Source organism: Niabella beijingensis (genome assembly GCF_020034665.1).
GTDB classification, from domain to species: domain Bacteria; phylum Bacteroidota; class Bacteroidia; order Chitinophagales; family Chitinophagaceae; genus Niabella; species Niabella beijingensis.
In genome coordinates this window covers 2,190,768-2,212,353 of the sequence record NZ_JAIQDI010000001.1, presented here as the reverse complement: position 1 = coordinate 2,212,353, position 21,586 = coordinate 2,190,768, and the positions used below count along the sequence as shown (strand labels likewise).

Below are 21,586 nucleotides of genomic sequence, written 5' to 3'. Positions count from 1 at the left end.
CTGCCGTGAATGCTGCCCGGTTGATTATAACCGGACTTTTATCACAGAGGGCATATTATTACCGTTGTAGTGATCCCTTTTTTATTGCTGATTTTTTTGCCGGAGTATACCGGAAGTCCGTCCGCCGCGGGTAAATTCAGCAGTATTTCAGCGCGGCAACAACGACAGCACCCGTATATTTGCGCTCTAAAAGGATTTTATAATGCCGGACAGAACCGTGGCGCCTCCCATAGTGGACGCAGTGAATTTCAATTTACAGTTACAACCCTATCAGAAATACATCCTGAAGAACGGAGTGGAGGTTTATGCCGTGAATGCCGGAACGGAAGAGGTGTTACAGGTGGAATGGGTGTTTGATGCCGGTAACTGGCAGGAGACAAAAAACCTGCAGGCGGCAATGACCAACCATCTTTTAAAAAACGGGACGTCTGCCAGGAGCGCTTACGAATTAAATGAGTACTTCGATTATTACGGCGCGTATCTGAACCGTAATTGCTATGCCGAAACGGCCACCCTTACCCTTCACTGTCTTTCGAAGCATATAAAAGAATTGCTGCCCGCCGTAAAAGAGGTCATTGCAGACAGCACCCTGCCCGAAAAAGAAATAGAGATCGCGGTGCAGAATATGAAACAGAAGCTGGATGTGAACCTGAAGAAAAGCAGTTTTGTGGCCGGCCGCCTGATCGATGTATACCTTTTCGGGGAAGATCATCCCTACGGACGTTTCAGCCGTCATGAGGATTTTGACCAGCTTACAAGAGAGGACCTGCTGGGCTTTTATAACGAATATTACCGGAACGGAAGTTTTAAAATATTTATTGCCGGCCATCTGCCCGACCGGATCGACCAGCTGCTGGAACAGTACTTTGGAGACCTGCCCAATAATGCGGCAGCGAAAAAGACCTTCAGCATTCTGCCTTCGGCAGAAAAAAAACATATGGTCATCAATGATGATAAGAACAACCAGGGCTCGATACGGATCGCCCGCCCGTTTTTTAACCGGCATCATCCCGATTTTCTGAAATGCCAGGTGTTGAATGTACTGTTCGGCGGGTATTTTGGCAGCCGGCTGATGGCCAATATCCGTGAGGAAAAAGGATATACCTACGGGATCCACAGCTACCTGCTGAACAACCGCTATGATAATGGCTGGATGATCTCCACAGAAGCCGGTCGTGAAGTAAGTGCCGCGGCAATAGAAGAAGTGTACCGGGAAATGGCGCTTTTAAGAGAAGAACCCGTGGATGCGGAGGAACTGCTGCTGGTGAAGAACTTTATGATGGGATCGATCCTGGGAGATCTTGACGGCCCGTTCCATATCATAGCCCGTTGGAAGAATATTATTCTGAATGACCTGAGCAATGATTTTTTCGAGCGATCCATTCAGAATATAAAAGCCATAACAGCCCGTGACCTTCAGGAAATGGCGGGTAAATACCTGCACCCGGATGCTTTTTATGAGCTGACAGTTGTGTAGCCGGATCATGGCGCTATTGACACGGGGCGGACTGTTTTAAGAAATGAGAATGGAGAAGCGAAATGCAGCTGATGGGATAATACGATCAGGACGCCCACATCTTATATCTCAATTTTGTAATCTAACCACTAATCCAGCACCCATCCGAATCCCAGATTGTTGATCGCACGGCGGCCCCAGTTGATGATTGCAGGAATGGTTTTCCCGGCATTGATGCGGCGCACATACACTAAGCGGAACTGGTCGGAATAGTTCTGATAATTCGCGTCTTTTTCATTAGAGCCGATAAAGAAGCGGTTGGAGATAATGGAAGCGGTGAGCTCCCACTTTTCCGTATTGTATCCAGCGGCGCCCCTCAGGCTGAGGTTCGGACTGAAATACCACCGTGTCCGCTCTTCTCCGGTGGTCGTTTTTTCAAAGGTCTGGGCGGCGTCCCCGTTAACAGAAACCACGCCGGTAAAAAAGAGATGCTTTTTAACCACAAATGTATGGGCATAGCCGGCGGTGGGTCCGAACATGATGTAACGCATATAACGCACTGTTGCGTTCGGGAAATGGGTTGACAGGTTGGCCGGTACAAATGCGCTGTCGCCCTGTGCATTCCCGTAAATAAATTCCCCGCCGATCAGGAAGGATCCGGCAGACCGCTGCTGCCAGCTGTCGTATACAAAGGGAGCTTTTATGGAGAACCGGTCTCCGTTCAGGATCTTCCGGAACGTGGCACCAAAAATCTGCGTTTTAATGTCCGGGCGTACATAATAATCGCCTGCTGCAAAAGAAGGGTCCTGCTGCCCGCGTAAATAAAATCCTTTATTCACCTGAAAATGAAGATCGCCGAGGAGGGAACGACCGTTTACAGACATCTGGAAGTTGGCAGAACGGGTTTTGCCTTTTTCTTTTTTATAATCCGGATCCAGGGTACCCAGTCCCACGGAACCGCTTACCGACAGCCAGTCGTACCCGATGGTCATACCGAGCCGGGTAGGGCTGTTGGTTGAATATTTCAGCGGGAACTCCCCGTCTTTTGCATGTGTGGAATAGACACTGTTCTTCTTGATCAGCAGCGGTCCCAGTGTCAGCCGGTGATTATACCGTTTATAAAAGCTGGTATCATAAGGTGATTGTGGAGTAGTAACATCCTGGCAAAAGACCAGAGCGGCGGCGCTCAGAAAAAATAAAAGGAGGATCGTTCTCTTCATGCAATCTGTTTAAAACTGTTTCAATCAAGCTGGATCAGACAGCAATAGTGTTTTTTATCATTGTCAGGGTAAAAATAGGGTTTTATACGAGTATCTGGTGTTTTAATTTCAGTCAAAAGAGACGGACGGGAATGGAAAAACCTTGAACTTTCAAACCAAAACATGCGGCGATTCATTAGGTTTGTAGTATGACAACGGACAGAAAGGGTCTGGATGCCGGCCAGTTAACAGAACTGTACCGGCAATTGCTCTATCCACGATTGATCGAGGAAAAAATGCTGGTGTTCCTGCGTCAGGGAAAGATCAGCAAATGGTTCAGTGGCATCGGGCAGGAAGCAATAGCAGTGGGGGCTACACGGGCCATGCAGCCCGATGAATGGATCATGCCTCTGCACCGGAACCTGGGTGTATTTACCGCCCGCAATATGCCGTTAAGCCAATTGTTTATGCAATGGCAGGGGATGCAGGAAGGGTATTCAAAAGGGCGGGAACGGAGTTTTCATTTTGGAAGTACGGCACATCATATCTGCGGAATGATCTCTCACCTGGGGCCACAGCTGGCGGTTGCGGATGGAGTGGCCCTGGCCTACCGGCTGGATGATGTACCCCGGGTTGCGTTGGCCTTTAGCGGTGAGGGCGGAACCAGTGAAGGGGATTTTCATGAAGCGCTGAATATAGCTGCTGTCTGGGATCTGCCGGTGATTTTTTTGGTGGAGAACAACGGGTATGCATTGAGCACGCCTGTACAGGAGCAGTTCCGCTGTATATCGCTGGCCGATAAAGCCCGGGGATACGGCATGGAAGGTGTTACCATTGATGGGAATGACCTTCTTACGGTTTATGATACCATAAAAGGTGTAAGGGAATATTGCCTGCGTTATAAAAAACCCTACCTGGTGGAATGTATGACCTTCCGCATGCGGGGACATGAGGAAGCAAGCGGTACCAAATATGTTCCGGAAGAATTGTTTGCGCTGTGGGCACAGAAAGACCCGGTAAAACAATATGAAGAATTTCTTTTAAGCGAACAGCTTATTACAGAAGAGGAAATAAATGAAACCCGGCAGCTGTTAAAACAACAGGTAGAGCAAGAACTGGAGGCCGCTGATAAGGGCAGCCTGCTGGTAATTGATACGGCCGAAGAGTTGCGGTCGGTTTATGCTGAACCGGCGGCAGCGGCTATACCGGTAACTGCCGGTATGCCCGTAACGGAAAAGCGGTTTGTGGAAGCGGTGCGGGACGGCCTGCATCAGTGCCTGGAGAAAAATGAAAACCTGGTACTGATGGGGCAGGACATTGCAGAATACGGAGGTGCCTTCAAGGTAACCGAAGGACTGTTGGCCGTTTTTGGGAAGGACCGCATCCGGAATACGCCCATCTGCGAAAGCGCCGTGGTGGGGGCTGCACTGGGCCTGAGCCTGGAAGGAAAGAAGGCGGTGGTGGAGATGCAGTTTGCAGACTTTGTATCCGTAGGGTTTAACCAGATCGTTAATAACCTGGCAAAGATCCATTACCGCTGGGGACAATCTGCCGATGTGGTGATACGCATGCCCACCGGCGGTGGTGTGGGGGCGGGGCCATTCCACAGCCAGAGCAATGAGGCCTGGTTTATGCATACACCCGGCTTAAAGGTCGTTTATCCCGCTACACCCGCTGATGCAAAAGGGCTGCTGATCGCGGCCATCAATGACCCGAACCCTGTCCTGTTTTTTGAGCACAAGGCATTGTACCGGAGCAGCAGCGGACCGGTGCCCGATGGAATGTACACGGTTGAAATTGGTAAGGCAAGAACCGTGTGTAAAGGAGAAGATATTACGATTATTACCTATGGTATGGGCGTGGTTTGGGCGGAGGAATATGCCGCGGCGCACCCGGAAATTTCCCTGGAGATACTGGACCTGCGCAGCCTGTTGCCGCTGGATTATGACGCGATCCGGGCATCGGTGAAACGCACCGGAAAAGTACTGGTATTACATGAGGACACACTTACTGCGGGAACGGGAGCAGAAATAGCCGCATGGATCGGGGAGCATTGTTTCAATATGCTGGATGCGCCCGTGCTGCGGTGCGCTTCCCTGGACACACCGGTTCCGTTCAACAAAGAACTGGAGCAGAACTTCCTGGCAAAGAAGCGGCTGGACCAGTGCATTGAGGAATTGATGAATTATTGAGTGAACAGTGAAACATGAGAAGTGGATATTGAAAAGTTTCGGGTGAAGCGCTGATAAAAGATGATACAGTATCGTTACCGGTTTCAGTCAGCAGAAACACCTGCTTATATTAGCAGCAATACAATTACTTTAAACCCTTACTACCGGGTAAATAAAAATATACGATCATGGCTACAGAGTTCCTGTTGGAGAATATTAAGAAGCACGTTACGCTGACCCCGGCGGATGAGGAAAAGCTGGCAGAAACCTGCCAGGTAAAGCGGATCAAAAAAAAGCAGTTCTTTTTACAGGAGGGCGAGGTGCAGCGGCAGCTCGTGTTTGTGATTGACGGATGCCTGAGAAGCTATTCTGTGGATGAAAATGGTTTTGAGCACATTCTTCAGTTTGCACCGCCGGGCTGGTGGATCAGTGATATGCGGAGTATGCTGGAACAAACACCCGCGTCCCTGAACATTGATGCCGTTGATGAAAGTGAAATTATCGTAATCAGTAAATCCGATCTCGACCGGCTGTATAAAGAGATCGCATCGTTCGACCGTTTCTTCCGGATTCTTTCCGAACGTTCCATCGCCACCCACCAGCACCGCCTGATCGATTCGCTCAGTCTGACAGCAAAGGAACGGTACACGAATTTCTGCCGGCAATATCCTTCTCTCATCACCTGTCTTCCCCAGAAATATGTAGCTTCCTATATCGGCATTACACCGGAGTTCCTCAGCAAAATGCTCAAAGAGCCCATCAAGAAGTAGTCTGCAGTTACCGCTTCATTTTTTGAGGGCACGATTTCTCCCTTTATTAATCGATTAAGCAATTCATGCAATGACCGGCGGATAAAAAACGGCTCGTACAGCGCACTAAAACAGCGCTGCTAATGGTACTGGCTGCTGCGGGAAGAACTGTTTATCCGGAAAAAGTGCAAGCGCAAACGTTTGCATAAAAAAGCGGCACATTAAATTTTTAATTGCACAAACGATTGCACATCATTTTTGCTTTGATTATACAATTTGTCCCTATATCTTAGCCCTGGTTATTGGAATTTAATAAAACAATAACAGTTAAGCTAGAGAGATTGATTTTACTAATGATTGACTGTTCCGGAGACGGGAGTATGTTGCGATGAGAACGAACCAAAGGACAGCAGTACGCCGGTTTTTTTTAGTAAGAAGTATAGCTTGTTTTTCAAAACATGAAAATGTTTTGACAGGGGAGTTTTTTGCCTGATCGTTTGTAGGAAAAAGTATTTAGAAACCAACTAATTTTTTCAATGGCTGTGAACAATTGTTTGAAGTATTTAAGAAGCTGGAGTTTCTTGGGGGTGTTTATTGTCCTTAACCTTCATGCTGCAGCACAGGACTCCCTGGTTACAGATGTTCCGGATACATTACCGGTAATACCGACCACTGGCCTGGAGCCGCTGCAGGTGGCGCCCTCATTCAACGGGCATTCCATCAATAAAGTTCCGCTGAAATACCTGGAGCGGCAGCCTTATATATCGGTGCAGCAGATGCTGAAAGGAAATGCCGCAGGTGTTTATGTACAGGAATCAAGCGGGGAACCGGGAACGGAACAGAACATCTTTGTCCGCGGTATCTCATCTCCGCTGCTGAGCAAAAGAGAGTTGTTCGACCAGCAGCCTGTTGTATTCGTAAACGGAATACCGGTTATCCAGGACAACCCGTTCATTTATGAAATACAGAAATATGATTTCAACCGTGAAGGGCCGGCCACCAATCTGCTGGCCAGTCTGAACCCGGATGATATTGAGTCCATTGAAGTGATCAAAGATCCGGTAACACTGGCATCCCTGGGTTCAATGGCTGCAAATGGCGCTATCTGGGTGATCACAAAAAATGCACGGTCGGGAGAAAGAAAGATCAACATCAACAGCTATTTTGGTTATGCGGCAAAACCCGATGTTTTTGCGACCAATGCCGTACGTGAAAATCAGTTCCGCCAGACATTTTACAACCGGTATGGTACTGTGGAGGACCGGTTAAATTATCCGCCGTACCTGCGTGATTCCACGAATAGGGATTATTACGGCCCCGCAGACTGGACCAACCTGTATTATGACAATGTACCGCTTTATAACGTGGATGCCAGTCTCAGCGGCGGATCCGACCGGGCGAATTTCCGTTTTATGGGCGGGCTTACAAAGAATGCCAACCCGGCGGATAAAACCTCTTTTACGCGTTATAATGGTTCTTTCTTTATCAATGTGGCGCCCATTAAATGGCTGATGGTTTCCAGTATGCTCGGGTATACCCGGCAGGAGCGGGACCGCAACCGCAACATCCGGGACCGCCTTGCGGAACAACGCTATATTCCGGATCTCACCAATCCGCTTACGCCCAACAGTTCATTGTATGGATCGTATCTCTCGCAGTTCGATAATGCGTTTGATAAGAATACCAACAACCTGGTAAGGGGATACATTGCTATTGCGGCCAAGCCTTTTGAAAAGTTTACTTATGCCGGAAGACTCGGATTTGATTACAATGAAGGCATCCGTGATGTTTTCTGGCCTACTACCCTGCTGGAAGGAAACAACTTTGTATCCAACTATTTCGGATACAACCAACGCCTGGTAATTACCAATAGCGTAGCATACGATTTTAATGTGGGCAGCTCCGGGACCCTTACATTAAAAGGAGGACAGAATTTTGTATCCGATGTGTATAAATATGATTATGCCTATGCCAACAATACTCCCAATGATTTTACCAAGATCAACGTAGTAACCGGTGATCCGAATAAAGCGGATTACCTGATTCCCCGCGGGATACTTGTAAATTATTTCCCCGGAAAGATGAGCTCCAAACTGGTATCCTTTTTCGGGAATGCTGTGTACACTTATAACGAGGTACTGAAATTAAATGCGGTTGTGAGCCGTGAAGGTTCTTCCAATATGCAGCCGGACAACCGGTGGTTCACCAACTATTCGGCCGGTGCCGAGTGGAATCTCAAAAAATCGTTGCTGGCAGATGCGCAGCAGCTGAGCTCCTTCCTGGTAACGGCTTCCTGGGGGCATATGGGAAAACTGCTGAGCGATGACCGCTTTAATGCAGGACCGGCCTACCGTGTGGATATGGGATTTACCAATGAACCCACTTTTGGATCCTATGCCGGTCTGGGCGGATTGTCAAGACCCTATACCTCCGGATGGGTAGGGTACGGCATACCATGGGCGTATACCAATCAGCTGAACGCAGGTATACGGCTGGGCCTGATCGAAGACCGTGTACAGGTAGGGCTGGATGTGTATAAAAAATCAGATAAAGACATGCTGCTGCCGGTTCCTGTAGCATTGGAATGGGGCTATACCGGCGCCTATAAAAGCGGTCTTGCGGTAAACAACACAGGCGTGGACCTTTCGGTAACAGCGGACCTGTTCCCTGCAGCGAAGCATCAGTTCAGCTGGCGGTTCACCGGCAACCTGAATTACAATAAGAATAAACTGGCTGCCTTACCCGATGGACTACGCACCGTTACAATAGGTGCCACCAAGCTTGAAATCGGAAAACCGGTTGACGGATTCTGGTTGCTCACCAATGACGGCATTTATAATACGGATGCTGAAGTGCCGGTAAACCCTTCAACAAATCAGCCCGTCACCTACAAAGGTGTTGCGCTGAAAGCCGGTGATCCGCGCTGGCGGGATATTAACGGGGACTATGTGATCAATGATGATGATAAAACGATACAGGGTAATTACCTGCCGAAAATCAGCGGCGGTTTCGGAAGCAATTTCACCTATCATAATTTTTCGCTGGATTTCCAATGCTATTTCGCCCTGGGCAGGAAGGTGCTGAACCAGTATGCTTCTTCAAGACTGGATTTCATTAATACAGAAGCCAACAACAATATCAACTCGGTTAAGGAGATCACATTCTGGGAAGAAAAACAGGACCTGACCGGCTATCCGGTATACAATCCCTGGAGCAGTGTAGTGCCTTACAGAATGGACCAGGACCTGTTCCTTGACAACGCTTCTTATCTGAAACTCCGATCGGTTTCTATTGGATATGACCTGAGCAAGGGAGGAACCAGGACAACATTTGACAGATGTCTTATTTACCTGACAGGGACCAATCTTTTAACACTGTCTCCGTTTAAAGGCGACGACCCCGAACTGGCGAATTATAACGGGATCTACAATGGGTACGGGTTACCGCTTCCCCGGTCGCTGATCGTTGGTTTGAAGCTTGATTTCTAATAATGAATGTTCAAAATCTCAGTATCAAAAGATAATTTATGAAACGGATTTTTTATATACAGGTGCCTTTTATTGTAGCTGTTTTTGTGGCTGTGCTGATGAGTGCCTGTAACAAACAGGTAGATGTGCCTTCCACCCGGCAGGCCTCTGAGGAAAACCACTGGACCCGGTATGAAGATGCGCGGGCGGGGCTGATCGGCATCTACGGCCTGTTCCGGGCCGCGCTGGCAGACAATAACAGCTATTGGGTGCTGGGAGAATTGCGGGACGGCGATTTTCAGGCTGTGAGCCGGCCCGATCTGAGGGCCGTGGTCAATGGCAACCTGAATGCCTCTTTCCCGTTGATCAGCAGTGTAAGCGACTGGCGCAGATTCTATGCTGTCATTAATGCGGCCAATATATTCATAGACCGTGTAAAGGGATGCCTGGAGGATACCCGTTATACCGAATCGTACTACAAACTGGATGTGGCCCAGGCCCGCTCGCTCCGTGCATTTGCCTACTATATGCTGGTAAGGAACTGGGGGGATGTTCCGCTTATCACATCTACCGGTGAAGGTGATTTTAAAGCGTTGCCGCGTACGGATAAGAATACCGTGTTAAGCTTTGCAAAGAATGAATTGCTGGAAGCCTCCCAGCGGCTGCCTTACCAGTATTCCATAACCGATCCGGACCTGGTGTTCCCTCCGCTCTATTATGGTAACTCTTCAGCCGACTGGAAAAACACCTTGCTGGGCAAGCTTTCTGCGTACGCCATCTTGGCCCATATCGCAGCATTGCAGGGCAGCTATGTGGATGTAGCTGTTTACTCCCAGTTTGTACTGGACAATGCCAGCAAGGCCCGGCTGACAACGGTGACCACCGACCAGCTTACCGGAGAGTTATTTCTTTTTAATACCTCTGAAGTGAGCTGGAACCAGATGATCGGGTTCAATTTTATCTATGAGCGCGGAGAATCCAGTACTTCCGGGCATATCGAGCAGCTGACACTGGCCAATACGACCAAATTCCCGATGTCGAAGCAACTGCCCGATATCTATATACCCAAGGACAGCATCGCGATATTGTTTCCCCGTGCCAACGGCAATGACGCGCGGTTCGGATTTAACCCGGACAACGGATTGCCGACGGAAGCGTATTTCGAGAATTACTCCTCTGCTATTCCTGTGTTCAAAAAAATAAGAGTGGTAGCGGGAGGCAGCGGATCCGGTCAGTTCGCAGTGTATAATTCTTCTATCGTATTTACCCGGCTGGAGGAGATCACGCTGCTGAATGCAGAAGCACTGGCCGTGCTGGGCCGGAACGAGGAAGCATTGCAGAAGGTGAACACACTCCGCGCCAACCGGAACATCGATGTGATAACATACGGCCCTGCCACCGATGTACTCAGCGAGGTTTTTGCAGAAAGAAGAAGAGAATTACTGGGAGAAGGCTGGCGTTGGTACGACCTGGTGCGTTATAACAAGATCAAACGGAATGATCCTGCCTTCAATGATCTGATCGATCGCGGGGGAATTTACTGGCCCGTTTCCCAGGAGGTGCTGAATGCCAACCCCAATATTGTTCAGAACCCGTACTGGAAGCAATAACAAATCAAGATTCATCATCCGAATAACGATATTACAATGAACATCTATTCTCAGTTTATCAGCACATGCGCCCGCCCTCTTGGTGTTTGGATACTGGCCGCCTTGATAGTGACCGCCGGTTGTTCGAAAGCGGATCAGACCTATGTGAAGTACAACAATACGGCCGGTTCCTTTAACGGCAATGCCATCGAGTACCTGCAGTCGCAGCCCGGCGTATATGATTCTATGCTGCTGGTAATTAACCGGCTTCCCGGTGTTGCAGACTCCCTGCGTAGCGGCAGCTATACCGTCTTTGCCACCAGCAACCGCTCTTATACGATCGCATTGAAGAATATCAATGATGCAAGAAGGGATTCCGTTCCGGCACTTCCTGCGGTCTCATTCAGTACCATGGATGAGGCGGTCCTGGACAGCTTCTTTTGCCGCTATATCATTCCCGGTCATATTACCACACAGCAACTGTACGACCGCGCAGACGGACTGGAATTCCCTTCCATGAAGTACGAATATAAAATGCAACTGCAGCTTCGTGCCACCAATGCATCCGGCTTCCTGGGTGGCGGACCGTCTGCCATCTTATTCAGTGATATGCGGAAATCCGTATTTGCCGTAAACTGGGTAAGGGTATACACCAACACGGTGGACATAAAAACCAGCAATGCCATCCTGCATGTACTGGATCCCGGGCACAATTTCGGATTCGGAACAGATCTGATACAGGCATTAAACAGAGATTAAAAATATTATTGAATGCGCAACAATAACAGAAAAGATATGTATTGCATCATCAGCAGGAATACCGCTTATATGTTACTGTGTTTTATGGTAGCACTATCTGCTTGTACAAAACTGGTTCCGAAAGAAAGGAATACCATCGGAGGTGATTCCGGGTTTACACTGGATACCTACGAACCCATACTGGGCAGAACGACCTATTTTACGGATAACTTTTATCAGGGAAGTACCACCTATCCCGCGGACTTTAAAATCATAAACGTACGCAGAAGAACGGGAGAACCGGCGCCGGAGCTTACGGATGCGTTCCCGGTAAAGGCGTGGAAGGCCGCCTATACGGGCGAGGAGAAATCGATAGCAGAAATAGAAGCCAAACGCAAAGAGGAATATCATTCCATTCTGGAAATGAGCCCTCATACAGGAGATATCACTTTCTGGGGTGCCGGCAAATCAGATTTTGTTTTTTCCCAGCCGGATTCCGGGTACCTGTTTGATGTGGAATTGTCCAACTCCGGTGGCCGGCGTTTTTTCAGGAACCTGAAGCTGATGCCCATGAAGGAGATCCCCACATTGCCCACCAATCTCAATAATCTGACCGGGCAACCCGTACGGGAAAATTTCGGGATTTCATTTATCGAAAATGTAACCGGAGCTAAAAACAGTAACCGCAACCTGGGTTTTGATGATGTGGATGTTTATATCCGCAAAGCAAATCCGTCTACCAGGAACACGCTTACCTTCCGTTTCTTGGATACCTTATACCAGCCGATGGATCCGGCCATCTTTAATACTACCGATTGGGAACACCTGGTGCATGGCTTCAACATGAAGAAGACCGATACCTATGTGCAGTATGACGTGGCGTATCCGATTCCGCTGGTGAACATTCCCACAAAATATACTACATCCGACGGTATAACTGCAAAGGCTGCTTTTACCTGGTCGCGCATCGGGTTTGGTGGCGCCCGGATCAATGCATCCTTCGGACTCAATTTCGCTATATATGATCCCGGTGACTGGGAGATTGTTTTTGCATTCAAAAAAGATGTACCTAAAACAACGGATGATCTGTAACAGCTGGCGGTCATGAAATTATTAAAATCAAAATCGATTGAAATGAGGTTATTTTTTTCGGTAATCGGAATATTGTTCATAACTGGGTTTTGGAACGCCGCATATGGGCAGACGAAGGTCACCCTGAAAGGGCGGGTTACCGATAAAGATCTGGGAACAGGAAAACCTGGTGTTACGATCTCTGCGGGTAAGCCGCCGGTGCCTGTTGCCCAAACAGATGAGAATGGCGGTTTTACCATTACGGTAAGCCTGGGTTCCAGCTTGCTGTTCAGTCATGCCGGATACAATGTCCGGGAATACAAGGTAACTGCAGCCGATACCAGCGATGTACTGGATATCGAACTGGAACAATCGGGTGCGGGTTCGCTTCAGGAGATAAGGGTGGAAGGATACCGTACAAAAAACCGGGATGCGGCAACGGGCTCCAGTGCCACTATCAGCGGAAAGGTGTTACAGGATGTACCGGTATCCAACGTGGTGGAATTGCTGCAGGGTAAGGTTGCGGGGCTGGATGTGCAGAACAACAACGGTTCTCCCGGCGGCATGGGAACGATCAACCTGCGCGGGTCATCCAGTTTGAGCATGACTGCCGACGGCTATTTAAGACCCACTTCCCCTTTATTTGTAGTGGATGGTACGCCTATTGATGTAAACAGTGGTTATGAATACGGGTTCCAGAGTGCCGGCCCCGGTATCAGTCCGATTGCATTGATACCGCCGCAGGATATCGAAAAGGTGGATGTGCTCCGGGATGCGGCAGCTACCGCACAGTATGGTTCCCGTGCCGCATATGGCGTAATTGTTATCACCACAAAACGTGGTCTGTCCAAAGTGCCCATCGTATCGTACTCAGCCCAGTTCTTTGCAAAGACTCCTCCGAAACTGCGCCCGATCCTCGGTGGTAAAGAGGAACGGCTCAGCCGGATACAGGCAATACTGGATTATGACTCTTCGGCGGCATCAGCCTTAGCGCTGATCAACCGGTACCCGGCACTGTCGGATAGCCTGAACCCTTTTTTCAATAATGCTACAGACTGGCAGAAATATTTCTTCCGTACCACGCTCAACCAGGATCATACCATACAGGTAAGAGGGGGTGATAAGACATTCAACTATAAAACCAACGTAAACTATTACCAGGAGGCAGGTATTATCCGCAACACCGGTTTCAAAAGGTATTCATTAAGCATGAATGCCCGCTACTGGCCGGTTGAAAACTTCCTGGCAGAAGTATCTCTTCAGGGAACATTGGGGCAGAAACAGGCGGGGAGTTCCAGCACACTGGACCAGGATAAACTCTACAATGCGATCCGGAGCTCCACACTGATGCCGGCATCGATCTATTCCGGTACGGGAGAAGTATTTAATCTTGATGCGATCCGGAGTAATAATAAATCAGCAAACATCCTGGGAGCCCTGAATCTGCAATGGGAATTTATAAAGGGCCTTACATTGCGCAACAACTTCAGCTATAATTTTAATTCCAGTACGGAAGACATGTATACGCCTTCTTATCTGAATAGCAATTCCTCTGAAGGCATCACCTACTCCGACCGGCGGTATGTGATCAACAACCGGGTTTCGCTCGATTTTGTAAAAATGATCGGGGATATGTTCCAGCTTTCCGGAGGTGCTGTAAATGAGATCAGCTCAGAAGGATTCCGGGCTTCAAGAAATATTCTTGTAGGATTTCCCAATGATCAGATCGAAGGATCCTTCGGATATAATCCGAGGTTGTCGAAAGGAGGGATCCTGGACAACCTGAGCGATAAACGGATCGTGGGTAACCTGGGATACCTGTCGTTCAACTATGACAAACGTTATGTAATCGACCTTAACTACCGCCTGGATGCCACATCGGCCAACGGACCTTCGGCGGGATACCTGAAGAATCCGTCTGTGAGTGCGCGCTGGAACTTTCAGAAAGAAAAATTCCTGTCGGGCCTCGACTGGCTGAACTATGGTGCAGTCAGGGGGAGCTGGGGACGCACCATTGCACCTACGGGAGATATTTTTGATGTGTACGGTAAATATATCATCGGTCAGCAGTATAATAACAATCCCACCGTATTCATCGATCTGAACCGGGTACCGAACATAGCCTTCCTGCCGCTCACCACTACAAAAACAAACTTTGGGGTGGAGCTGGGACTGTTTGAAGACAACCGGCTGGAGGTAAACTATGATACCTATTATGAAACGGCAGATAATGAAGGCCGGGAGATCAACCTGCCCAACACCAGCGGTTTCGTTAAGAAGATGACCAACGAAACCAGTCTGGCCAAGTTCGGACATGAGCTGACGCTTACCCTTCGTGTATTTAAGAGTGATAGGCCGGTACAGTGGACAATAAGTGCCAACGGGGCGCTCAATAGACGGGTTGTAACACGGCTGCCCGGCGGATTAAGAGAGTTTGTGTTTCCGGTTAATGATGGTGGAACCAACATACCTGTTGTATACCGGCTGGGAAGAGAGCTGACGCCATTGATATTATATAACAACGGTGTTTACGCCAGCACAGCGGATGTACCGGTGAACCCGGCAACCGGCAAACGCATGCAATTGGGAAACCAGGGCTTTTATATGCAGGGGGGTGATCCCCGCTGGGTAGATGTAAACGGCGACTATGTGATCGATGACCGTGATTTGCTGCCGCTCGGAAATCCTTTTCCCAAAGCCACGGGCGGTATCTATTCCACGGTACAGTATAAGAACTTCATGCTGGTAACACAGGTGAACTATACATTGGCAAGGGATCTGCTTAATGAAGCAGCAGCTGCAGAACTGGGCAGTTATACCACTAATATTTTCACCGGTGGTGCGGTGCCTCCCATTGAAAACTACAATTACTGGAAGGCCAATCCGGGCGACAAGACCAGCGGAACCGTAGGCGCTGTTTATCCCAATCCGTATGATTTCAGACGGGCAGGAACACTGCAACCTTTCCGTACCAATCAGTCGCTTTTCCTTGAAGACGGATCCTACTGGAAGATAAGTCAGATCACTTTGTCGTACAACTTTGCCCCGGAGTTTTTGACCCGGTTCCGTATGACCAGTGCGCGGTTAAATCTTACTGCTGCAAACGTGTATACTTTTTCCAGGTATTCGGGGCCTGATCCTGAATTGGTTACCAGCTTCGGGCGTGATAAATCAAAAGGATATCCCAATGCCCGTACGTATTCCCTCGGTTTAAGCGTTCAGTTTTAACCAAAAAACATTAATCGATGATTATGAAAAAAATTATATATAGCCTGTTGTTAGCCGCTTCGGTAGCAGGAGTTACCGGCTGTAAAAAGTTTTTGAATGTGGATCCGCCCAGTGATCTTTCCGGAAATAATTTCTGGCAGACGGTACAGGACGTGGAAAAATTCACCAACGGTAATTATGAGCTGTTCCGTGAGGCAGTGACCCGTTTGAACATGCAGGCCGGAGCTGGTGACAATGAATATCCTTACCTCCCGTTTGCCGGTGAGCTGAGAGGCGGTATGGTAAAGGAGAATACAGAGCTGGGCTGGGGCCGCGGTTATATCGCAGATCTGGCAACCAATAATATCCGCCGCTTTGTGGATTTTCAGTACAGCGGTAATAACTGGAATGAGATCTTTAATCACAAGCGGTTCACACAGTGGGATCGTTATTACCGGGTGATCGCCGCTGCGAATATCGCGGTTGACCGTATCAATGGTGTTCCTGATCCGAATATGACCGACCAGCTGAAAGCGCAATACACCGGGGAAGCTGTATTTATCCGTTGCCTGGCGTATTTCTTTATGGTGCGCCAGTTCGGGGATGTGGCCTATTATACAGAACCGTATTTCTCCGATCCCCTGAAGCGGATGCCCATGGTAGAGGTACTGAAAAACTGTATAACGGATATGAAATCCGCTTATAAAGGAATGCCGTGGAGCTACAGCGATCCTTTTTATGTGGGGATCAGGGGCATGCGCGGGGGTGCTATTGCCCTGATGATGGAGATAAATCTCTGGCTGGCCGGGTTTGATCAGCCGAATGCAGCCGCCTATTATAACGAAGTGGTTGCCCTGGCCAACGAGATCCGGAATGAGAACGGTGGGGCCTATGAGTTGTTGCCGATCAACCGGTATATTGAAATATTCAAGGGCCGCAGCAAGGAAAATCTTTTTGGGGTACCGCAGAACAGGAACTATGGTGAATCATTCGGATGGAGCGACTTTTTTGATCAGGTAAAATATGATCCGCTCCGGCCTACTTCAGCATCGATCCCCTATATGAGTTATACCGCTGATTTTATGCGGGCGCTTTATCCCGAAGGAGTGAATGATCAGCGGCTGAGTCTCTGGTTCAACCCGGCCACAGCCTATGCAGCCAACCGGAGCTTCCAGATGAAAAAATTCCTGGTAACGGCGGATCCCAACTCTATTGATTTTAATAACCGGAATGATGCCACCCAGTGTATCTACCGGTATGCAGATGTGTTTTTGATGCAGGCGGAAGCTTATTCCGGTCTTGGAGATGAAGCAAGCGCCAAAGAGATCGTAAATAATATCATAAGGAAAAGGGCCGTGGCCGACCCGATAAGTGAGAGCGGCGACGATTTTAAAGATCAGTTGTTCCTGGAACGGGCCCGTGAGCTGATTGGTGAAGGGCATTACTGGTTTGATCTGGTGCGTACCAGAAGGATCACCGATCCCCGGTTCAAATACAGCTACCACTGTTCTGTAGAACAGTTCAAACGCGGGGCGTGGACCTGGCCGATCGATCGCGCCGCACTGGTACAGAATCCGCAAATGACCTTAAACATGTATTGGGAACAATAATAAAGCATAAGTATATGTATAAAAAGTTTAAATGGTTCATGCTGCCGCTGCTGGTGTTGCTGATGGCAGGAACCTCCTGTAAAAAAGATTATTTTAAAGATACCGGTGTTCATAAAGGCGAGTTCAACGGTTCCATGCTTGCATATCTTAAGTCGCGGCCGGAGTACTTTGATTCGATCGTGAAGGTAATCGACTTCGCGGGTATGAACGATGTTTTTGAAAAAGAGCAGATCACGTTCTTTGCACCTCCGGACTCTACGATCCGCAGCACTTTTAAGATGGCGAATTTCTACCTGGACCAGGCCGGGTTGCCGCATGTTGAGCGCATCGAACAGATAAAGCCCGCCGTGTGGCGGCAGATGCTGAGCCGTTATCTCTTCAAGGGCGCCAGGTCACTGACCGATTATCCGCAACTCGACTTTGCAAATATTGCAGCGTATCCGGGGCAGATCTACAGTTCTTATGATGATCAGCTGATCAATGTCGGCGCTGTTTATGGTACGGGCGGCGGGGTTCCTTATGCCGGCTACCGCTGGCTGGCGATCTCCTATATCCCCTCACGCTCTTCGGCACGGGATCCGGCAACCTGGATCACATCTGCTGTGGCTACCGTGAACATTCACCCGACCAACGGATATATACATGTACTACAGTATACCATCGAAAGTGTCGACGGAGGACAATATACCGCACACTATTTTGGATTTGATCCGTTTAATTTTCTTGAAGTCGCGCTGTCGCAGGGTATCGACAAATAAAACTATTCACCTTCAATAATTGGAAATAAAATGATATTTAAAAAAGAATGGGTTTGGGGGTTCGTTTTAGCTGCTGCTTTTTCCGGGGCCTTTTCTTCCTGTAATAAAAATAAGGTTAGCGAAGAGGCGCTTTATCCGAAAGCACCTGCTACCCTGGTGAAATTTGAAGACGCCTCTCCGACACCGGCGCTGGTTGCGGAAAGCGCCATTGTAACGGTAAAAGTGAACGGGCTTGAGGGGAAGAAAGGCCAGTTCCGGTTCTATATCAACCAGGTGGAAGCGGAGGTGATGAATGTTACGGCCGAAGAAGTAAGCGTAAAGATCCCTATTACCGCCAGTACAGGCTCCTGTGCCGTCGAGATCGGGGGTGAGTTCTATTTCGGACCGGTGATCAGCATCCGGGGTAAACTGAATATCGATCCTTCTTTTAATACAGGATCTTCCATAGCAACCGGCGGACCAATGCGGGGGGAGATCTCCGGTATCTTAAGGCGTGCCAACGGCGGATTGTTTATCTATGGATCCTTTGCCGATTACCAGTCTACAGCAACCAGCACAACAGCGGTTAACGGAATCGCGGTGATCGATGAGAACGGTGCAGCACCTGCGAGTGAAGCCAACAGACTGAAAACGGGTGTTCAGGGTCTGGGCGGAGGCGCTTCCGTAAATACGGCATTTGAGGGTGAAGGGGGAACGCTTTATATCGCTGGATCCTTTGCCACGATGAACGAACAGGGACCGCTCAATAATGTGGCCATGCTGAGGAGTGACGGCGCATTGGACACGGCACTTTTTGATATTACCGGCGAGGGAGAACAACCTCAGAAGTACGGGCCTGTATTTCACGGAGGCGTGGGAGGCAATGTCCTGAAATTATTCAACACCGCTTCAGGGATCATTGCTGTGGGTAATTTTACCAGTCATGCAAGCATTCTTTTTGAGCGCTCCACCAGGGAAACACCTTATATAGACCGGGTGCAGATCAGTCAGGTGGTTCGCATGAAAGAGGATGGAGTGATCGATTCTTCGTTCAACCTGAACAAGGCCATGCGCCCCGTACAGGGATATACCAATGCCAATGGCCTGATCTATGATGCCGTTCAGACCGCCAACGGCAAACTGTTGCTGGCGGGCAGTTTCACAACGTTTGAGAACCAGGGAGCCGGTCGGATCATACGCATTGATACTGCTACCGGAAGAAGAGATCCTTCTTTTACCGCTGGTGGGGCCAATGGCAGCATCAATCGCATCACCTACAATCAAAAAACGGGAAAGATCCTGCTGACCGGAGGTTTTACCACTTATAATGGTCAGCCGGCGAACGGGGTGGTAATGATCGATCAGGATGGAAACGTGGACAACAGCTTTAAGTTCCGTACCGTGGAAGAAGGGATTCCCAATTATGCAGGACAACTGGACGACGGAAAGATACTGGTATCCGGCACCTTTAACAAATATGCAGGCGTGGTACGGCCCGGCTTTATGGTACTGAACCCCGATGGTACACTGGCGGTGGGCTATAATAACCTTGGCTTTTGCAATGGCTATATAAACGGATTTACCGAATATCCGAGCGCCACCGATCCAACGATCCGCTTTGTAATGATGGTGGGCAGTTTTACCCGGTTCGATGGAAAGCAGGTGGGGAATATCGTGAAACTACGGTTCCAGAATTAATGTGAATCATAAACTACAGGAGTTATTATGTATAAATTTTTTAAAACCTCAGGTCTTTTTGCCGGCATGGCGATGTTACTCGTCGCAGTGATTACATTTTCGTGCAACAAACCGTTTAAGGATACGCTCGGCAATAATGTAACCGGAAAAGACACGGTTAAAACCGGTTATAAAGTACTGTATGTGATCATGGACGGCGCCCGTGGCGAAGCATTCGGGGCCTCAGAACGTCCGGTGCTGCGGGGTATGGAAGAGAACGGTGTTTATACGACAAGCGGTTTGGGCGATTATGAGCGGAAGGACAGCAGCTTTACCAATGAAAATGCCTGGGCCAATATGTTCACCGGGGTTAGCCAGACCAAACACCTGGTAAAAGGGACTTCGTTTGCCGGCAGTGCCCTGGATCAATACCCTTCTTTTGTAAGCCGGCTGAAAGCGCTGCGACCGGATATCCGCACAGCAGCCTTTGTTTCATCCGTGGCCTTAAAGGATCATTTACTTTCGGGTGCCGCTGTGGCGCAAACCCTGTCTGACGATGCGGCCATTCAGACCGCCGCTCTCGCAGAGCTGAAGAATCCTGCTGCTGATGTGGTAATAGCACAATACACCGGCATACAAAAAGCGGGCGACCAGTTCGGATATGATAACAATGTGCCGGAATACCAGTCTGCGATACTGAAGATGGATACCTATATCGGAGCGCTGCGGGATGCGGTTGTTTCCAGGCCCGGTTTTTCACACGAGAACTGGCTGATCATCGTAGCTTCCAGTGATGGAGGACTGATCACCACGCTTCCATCGGATATTACAGCCTACGGCGATGCGCGCCGGAATACCTATGTACTTTTTTATAATCCGCGTTTTTCAACACGCCTGGTGGAAAAACCGGCGAATACGAGAGGAAGCGGTGCCTATGCAGGGAATGCGGTACGGCTTTACGGGAACCCGAATACTGCCACCGGTGGCGGAGGAACAAACGTAATTGTTCAGAATAAAGCAGGAGAAACCAACCAGTCGGTTTTAGATCCAGGTCAGGGGCCTTACACCATGGAAGCACGAATTAAACTTAACCCGAGATCAGACGGTACTTATAACTATTCTAACTCAGGAGGGATGCCATTTTTGTCCAAGGCGAGATACCGTTATAACGGAGATTACAGTGGTGTAAATTCAGGATGGTCAATTTTCAGAAACGGAACAAATACAACGCTTTGGTTTCGCAGTGACGGTGCTGTAAGTGGTACGAGGGTAAATACAGAGTTTAACACGAGTACTGCAATCAATGACGGGATCTGGCATTCGCTGGCCTTTACCATATCAAAGAATGGCACCAATATCACTATAAATGCATATGTAGATGGCCTTGCCAGCGGAACACAACAGTTATCACTTGCATCAGCAGGGGATGGGATCAGCTCCACGGCGCCGCTTACGCTCGGATATAACGATAATATTTTTGGTGGAACCAGCTATATGGATATGAGTATAGCAGATGTCAGGATCTGGAAAGCAACATTGCCCGCCGATGTGATCTATCAATACAGCTGTCTTCCGGGCCGGCCTCCTGTTGGTCATCCTTTTTTCAGTTCTCTTGTTGGTTTCTGGGAAGGTGCATCCGGCAGCGGAACTGATAATACGATACTTGATGAAACTGGGAACGGCCGTAATGCACTGGTAAATGCCAATAACGGCGGAAGTATTCAATGGAAGCCCTTTTCCCAAACGAGCAATAATATCTGTCCTGCTCCTGATGAGGCTTACTTTGAACGGGTCCCCAATACAAAGGATATTCCGTTGCAGATACTGCGATGGGTGGGCATTAACAGTGTAACAGCGCCACAGCTGGACGGACGGATCTGGTTGAGCTCATTTGATAATTTATAATGAACGCATT

13 protein-coding genes are annotated in these 21,586 nt (G+C 48.8%); 12 read left to right on the top strand and 1 reads right to left on the bottom strand.

Translation table 11 applies throughout. The features are described 5' to 3' along the window. Positions 1 to 202 precede the first annotated feature (202 nt). The gene (locus K7B07_RS09305; protein ID WP_223709150.1) at positions 203 to 1,477 is read left to right on the top strand and encodes a M16 family metallopeptidase; all 1,275 of its coding nucleotides are present in this window, start codon (positions 203 to 205) and stop codon (positions 1,475 to 1,477) included. A 128-nt stretch (positions 1,478 to 1,605) separates the two neighbouring features. On the opposite strand, the gene K7B07_RS09300 is transcribed toward K7B07_RS09305, so the two are convergent. Further along, a complete protein-coding gene (locus K7B07_RS09300; protein ID WP_223709148.1) occupies positions 1,606 to 2,676 on the bottom strand; it encodes a DUF4421 family protein in 1,071 nt (356 codons plus the stop codon). Between the two features lie 188 nt (positions 2,677 to 2,864). Here K7B07_RS09300 and K7B07_RS09295 point away from each other — a divergent pair, with 188 nt between their 5' ends. The 11 genes from K7B07_RS09295 (at position 2,865) to K7B07_RS09245 (ending at position 21,576) form a co-directional block, all read left to right on the top strand. Continuing rightward, positions 2,865 to 4,847, top strand: a complete 1,983-nt coding sequence (locus tag K7B07_RS09295; protein ID WP_223709147.1) for an alpha-ketoacid dehydrogenase subunit alpha/beta — start codon at positions 2,865 to 2,867, stop codon at positions 4,845 to 4,847. 167 nt (positions 4,848 to 5,014) lie between these two features. Next, entirely contained in the window at positions 5,015 to 5,596 is a 582-nt protein-coding gene (locus K7B07_RS09290; protein ID WP_223709145.1) for a Crp/Fnr family transcriptional regulator, read from the top strand. Positions 5,597 to 6,111: 515 nt separating this feature from the next. Next, positions 6,112 to 9,063 (top strand): SusC/RagA family TonB-linked outer membrane protein, encoded by a 2,952-nt coding sequence (locus K7B07_RS09285; protein ID WP_223709143.1) that lies wholly within the window; start codon positions 6,112 to 6,114, stop codon positions 9,061 to 9,063. Between the two features lie 38 nt (positions 9,064 to 9,101). Then, positions 9,102 to 10,652, top strand: a complete 1,551-nt coding sequence (locus tag K7B07_RS09280) for a RagB/SusD family nutrient uptake outer membrane protein (RefSeq protein ID WP_223709141.1) — start codon at positions 9,102 to 9,104, stop codon at positions 10,650 to 10,652. 36 nt (positions 10,653 to 10,688) lie between these two features. After that, the gene (locus tag K7B07_RS09275; protein ID WP_223709139.1) at positions 10,689 to 11,390 is read left to right on the top strand and encodes a fasciclin domain-containing protein; all 702 of its coding nucleotides are present in this window, start codon (positions 10,689 to 10,691) and stop codon (positions 11,388 to 11,390) included. A 12-nt stretch (positions 11,391 to 11,402) separates the two neighbouring features. Then, positions 11,403 to 12,461, top strand: coding sequence for a DUF5007 domain-containing protein (locus K7B07_RS09270; RefSeq protein WP_223709138.1), 1,059 nt, complete (start codon positions 11,403 to 11,405; stop codon positions 12,459 to 12,461). A gap of 42 nt (positions 12,462 to 12,503) precedes the next feature. Continuing rightward, positions 12,504 to 15,668, top strand: coding sequence for a SusC/RagA family TonB-linked outer membrane protein (locus K7B07_RS09265; protein WP_223709136.1), 3,165 nt, complete (start codon positions 12,504 to 12,506; stop codon positions 15,666 to 15,668). A gap of 23 nt (positions 15,669 to 15,691) precedes the next feature. Next, positions 15,692 to 17,257 (top strand): RagB/SusD family nutrient uptake outer membrane protein, encoded by a 1,566-nt coding sequence (locus K7B07_RS09260; RefSeq protein ID WP_223709134.1) that lies wholly within the window; start codon positions 15,692 to 15,694, stop codon positions 17,255 to 17,257. A gap of 14 nt (positions 17,258 to 17,271) precedes the next feature. Further along, the gene (locus K7B07_RS09255; protein ID WP_223709133.1) at positions 17,272 to 18,015 is read left to right on the top strand and encodes a hypothetical protein; all 744 of its coding nucleotides are present in this window, start codon (positions 17,272 to 17,274) and stop codon (positions 18,013 to 18,015) included. A 30-nt stretch (positions 18,016 to 18,045) separates the two neighbouring features. Next, positions 18,046 to 19,692, top strand: coding sequence for a DUF5008 domain-containing protein (locus K7B07_RS09250; protein WP_223709131.1), 1,647 nt, complete (start codon positions 18,046 to 18,048; stop codon positions 19,690 to 19,692). A gap of 27 nt (positions 19,693 to 19,719) precedes the next feature. After that, positions 19,720 to 21,576, top strand: coding sequence for a LamG-like jellyroll fold domain-containing protein (locus K7B07_RS09245; RefSeq protein ID WP_223709129.1), 1,857 nt, complete (start codon positions 19,720 to 19,722; stop codon positions 21,574 to 21,576). The last annotated feature ends 10 nt before the right edge of the window (positions 21,577 to 21,586 follow it).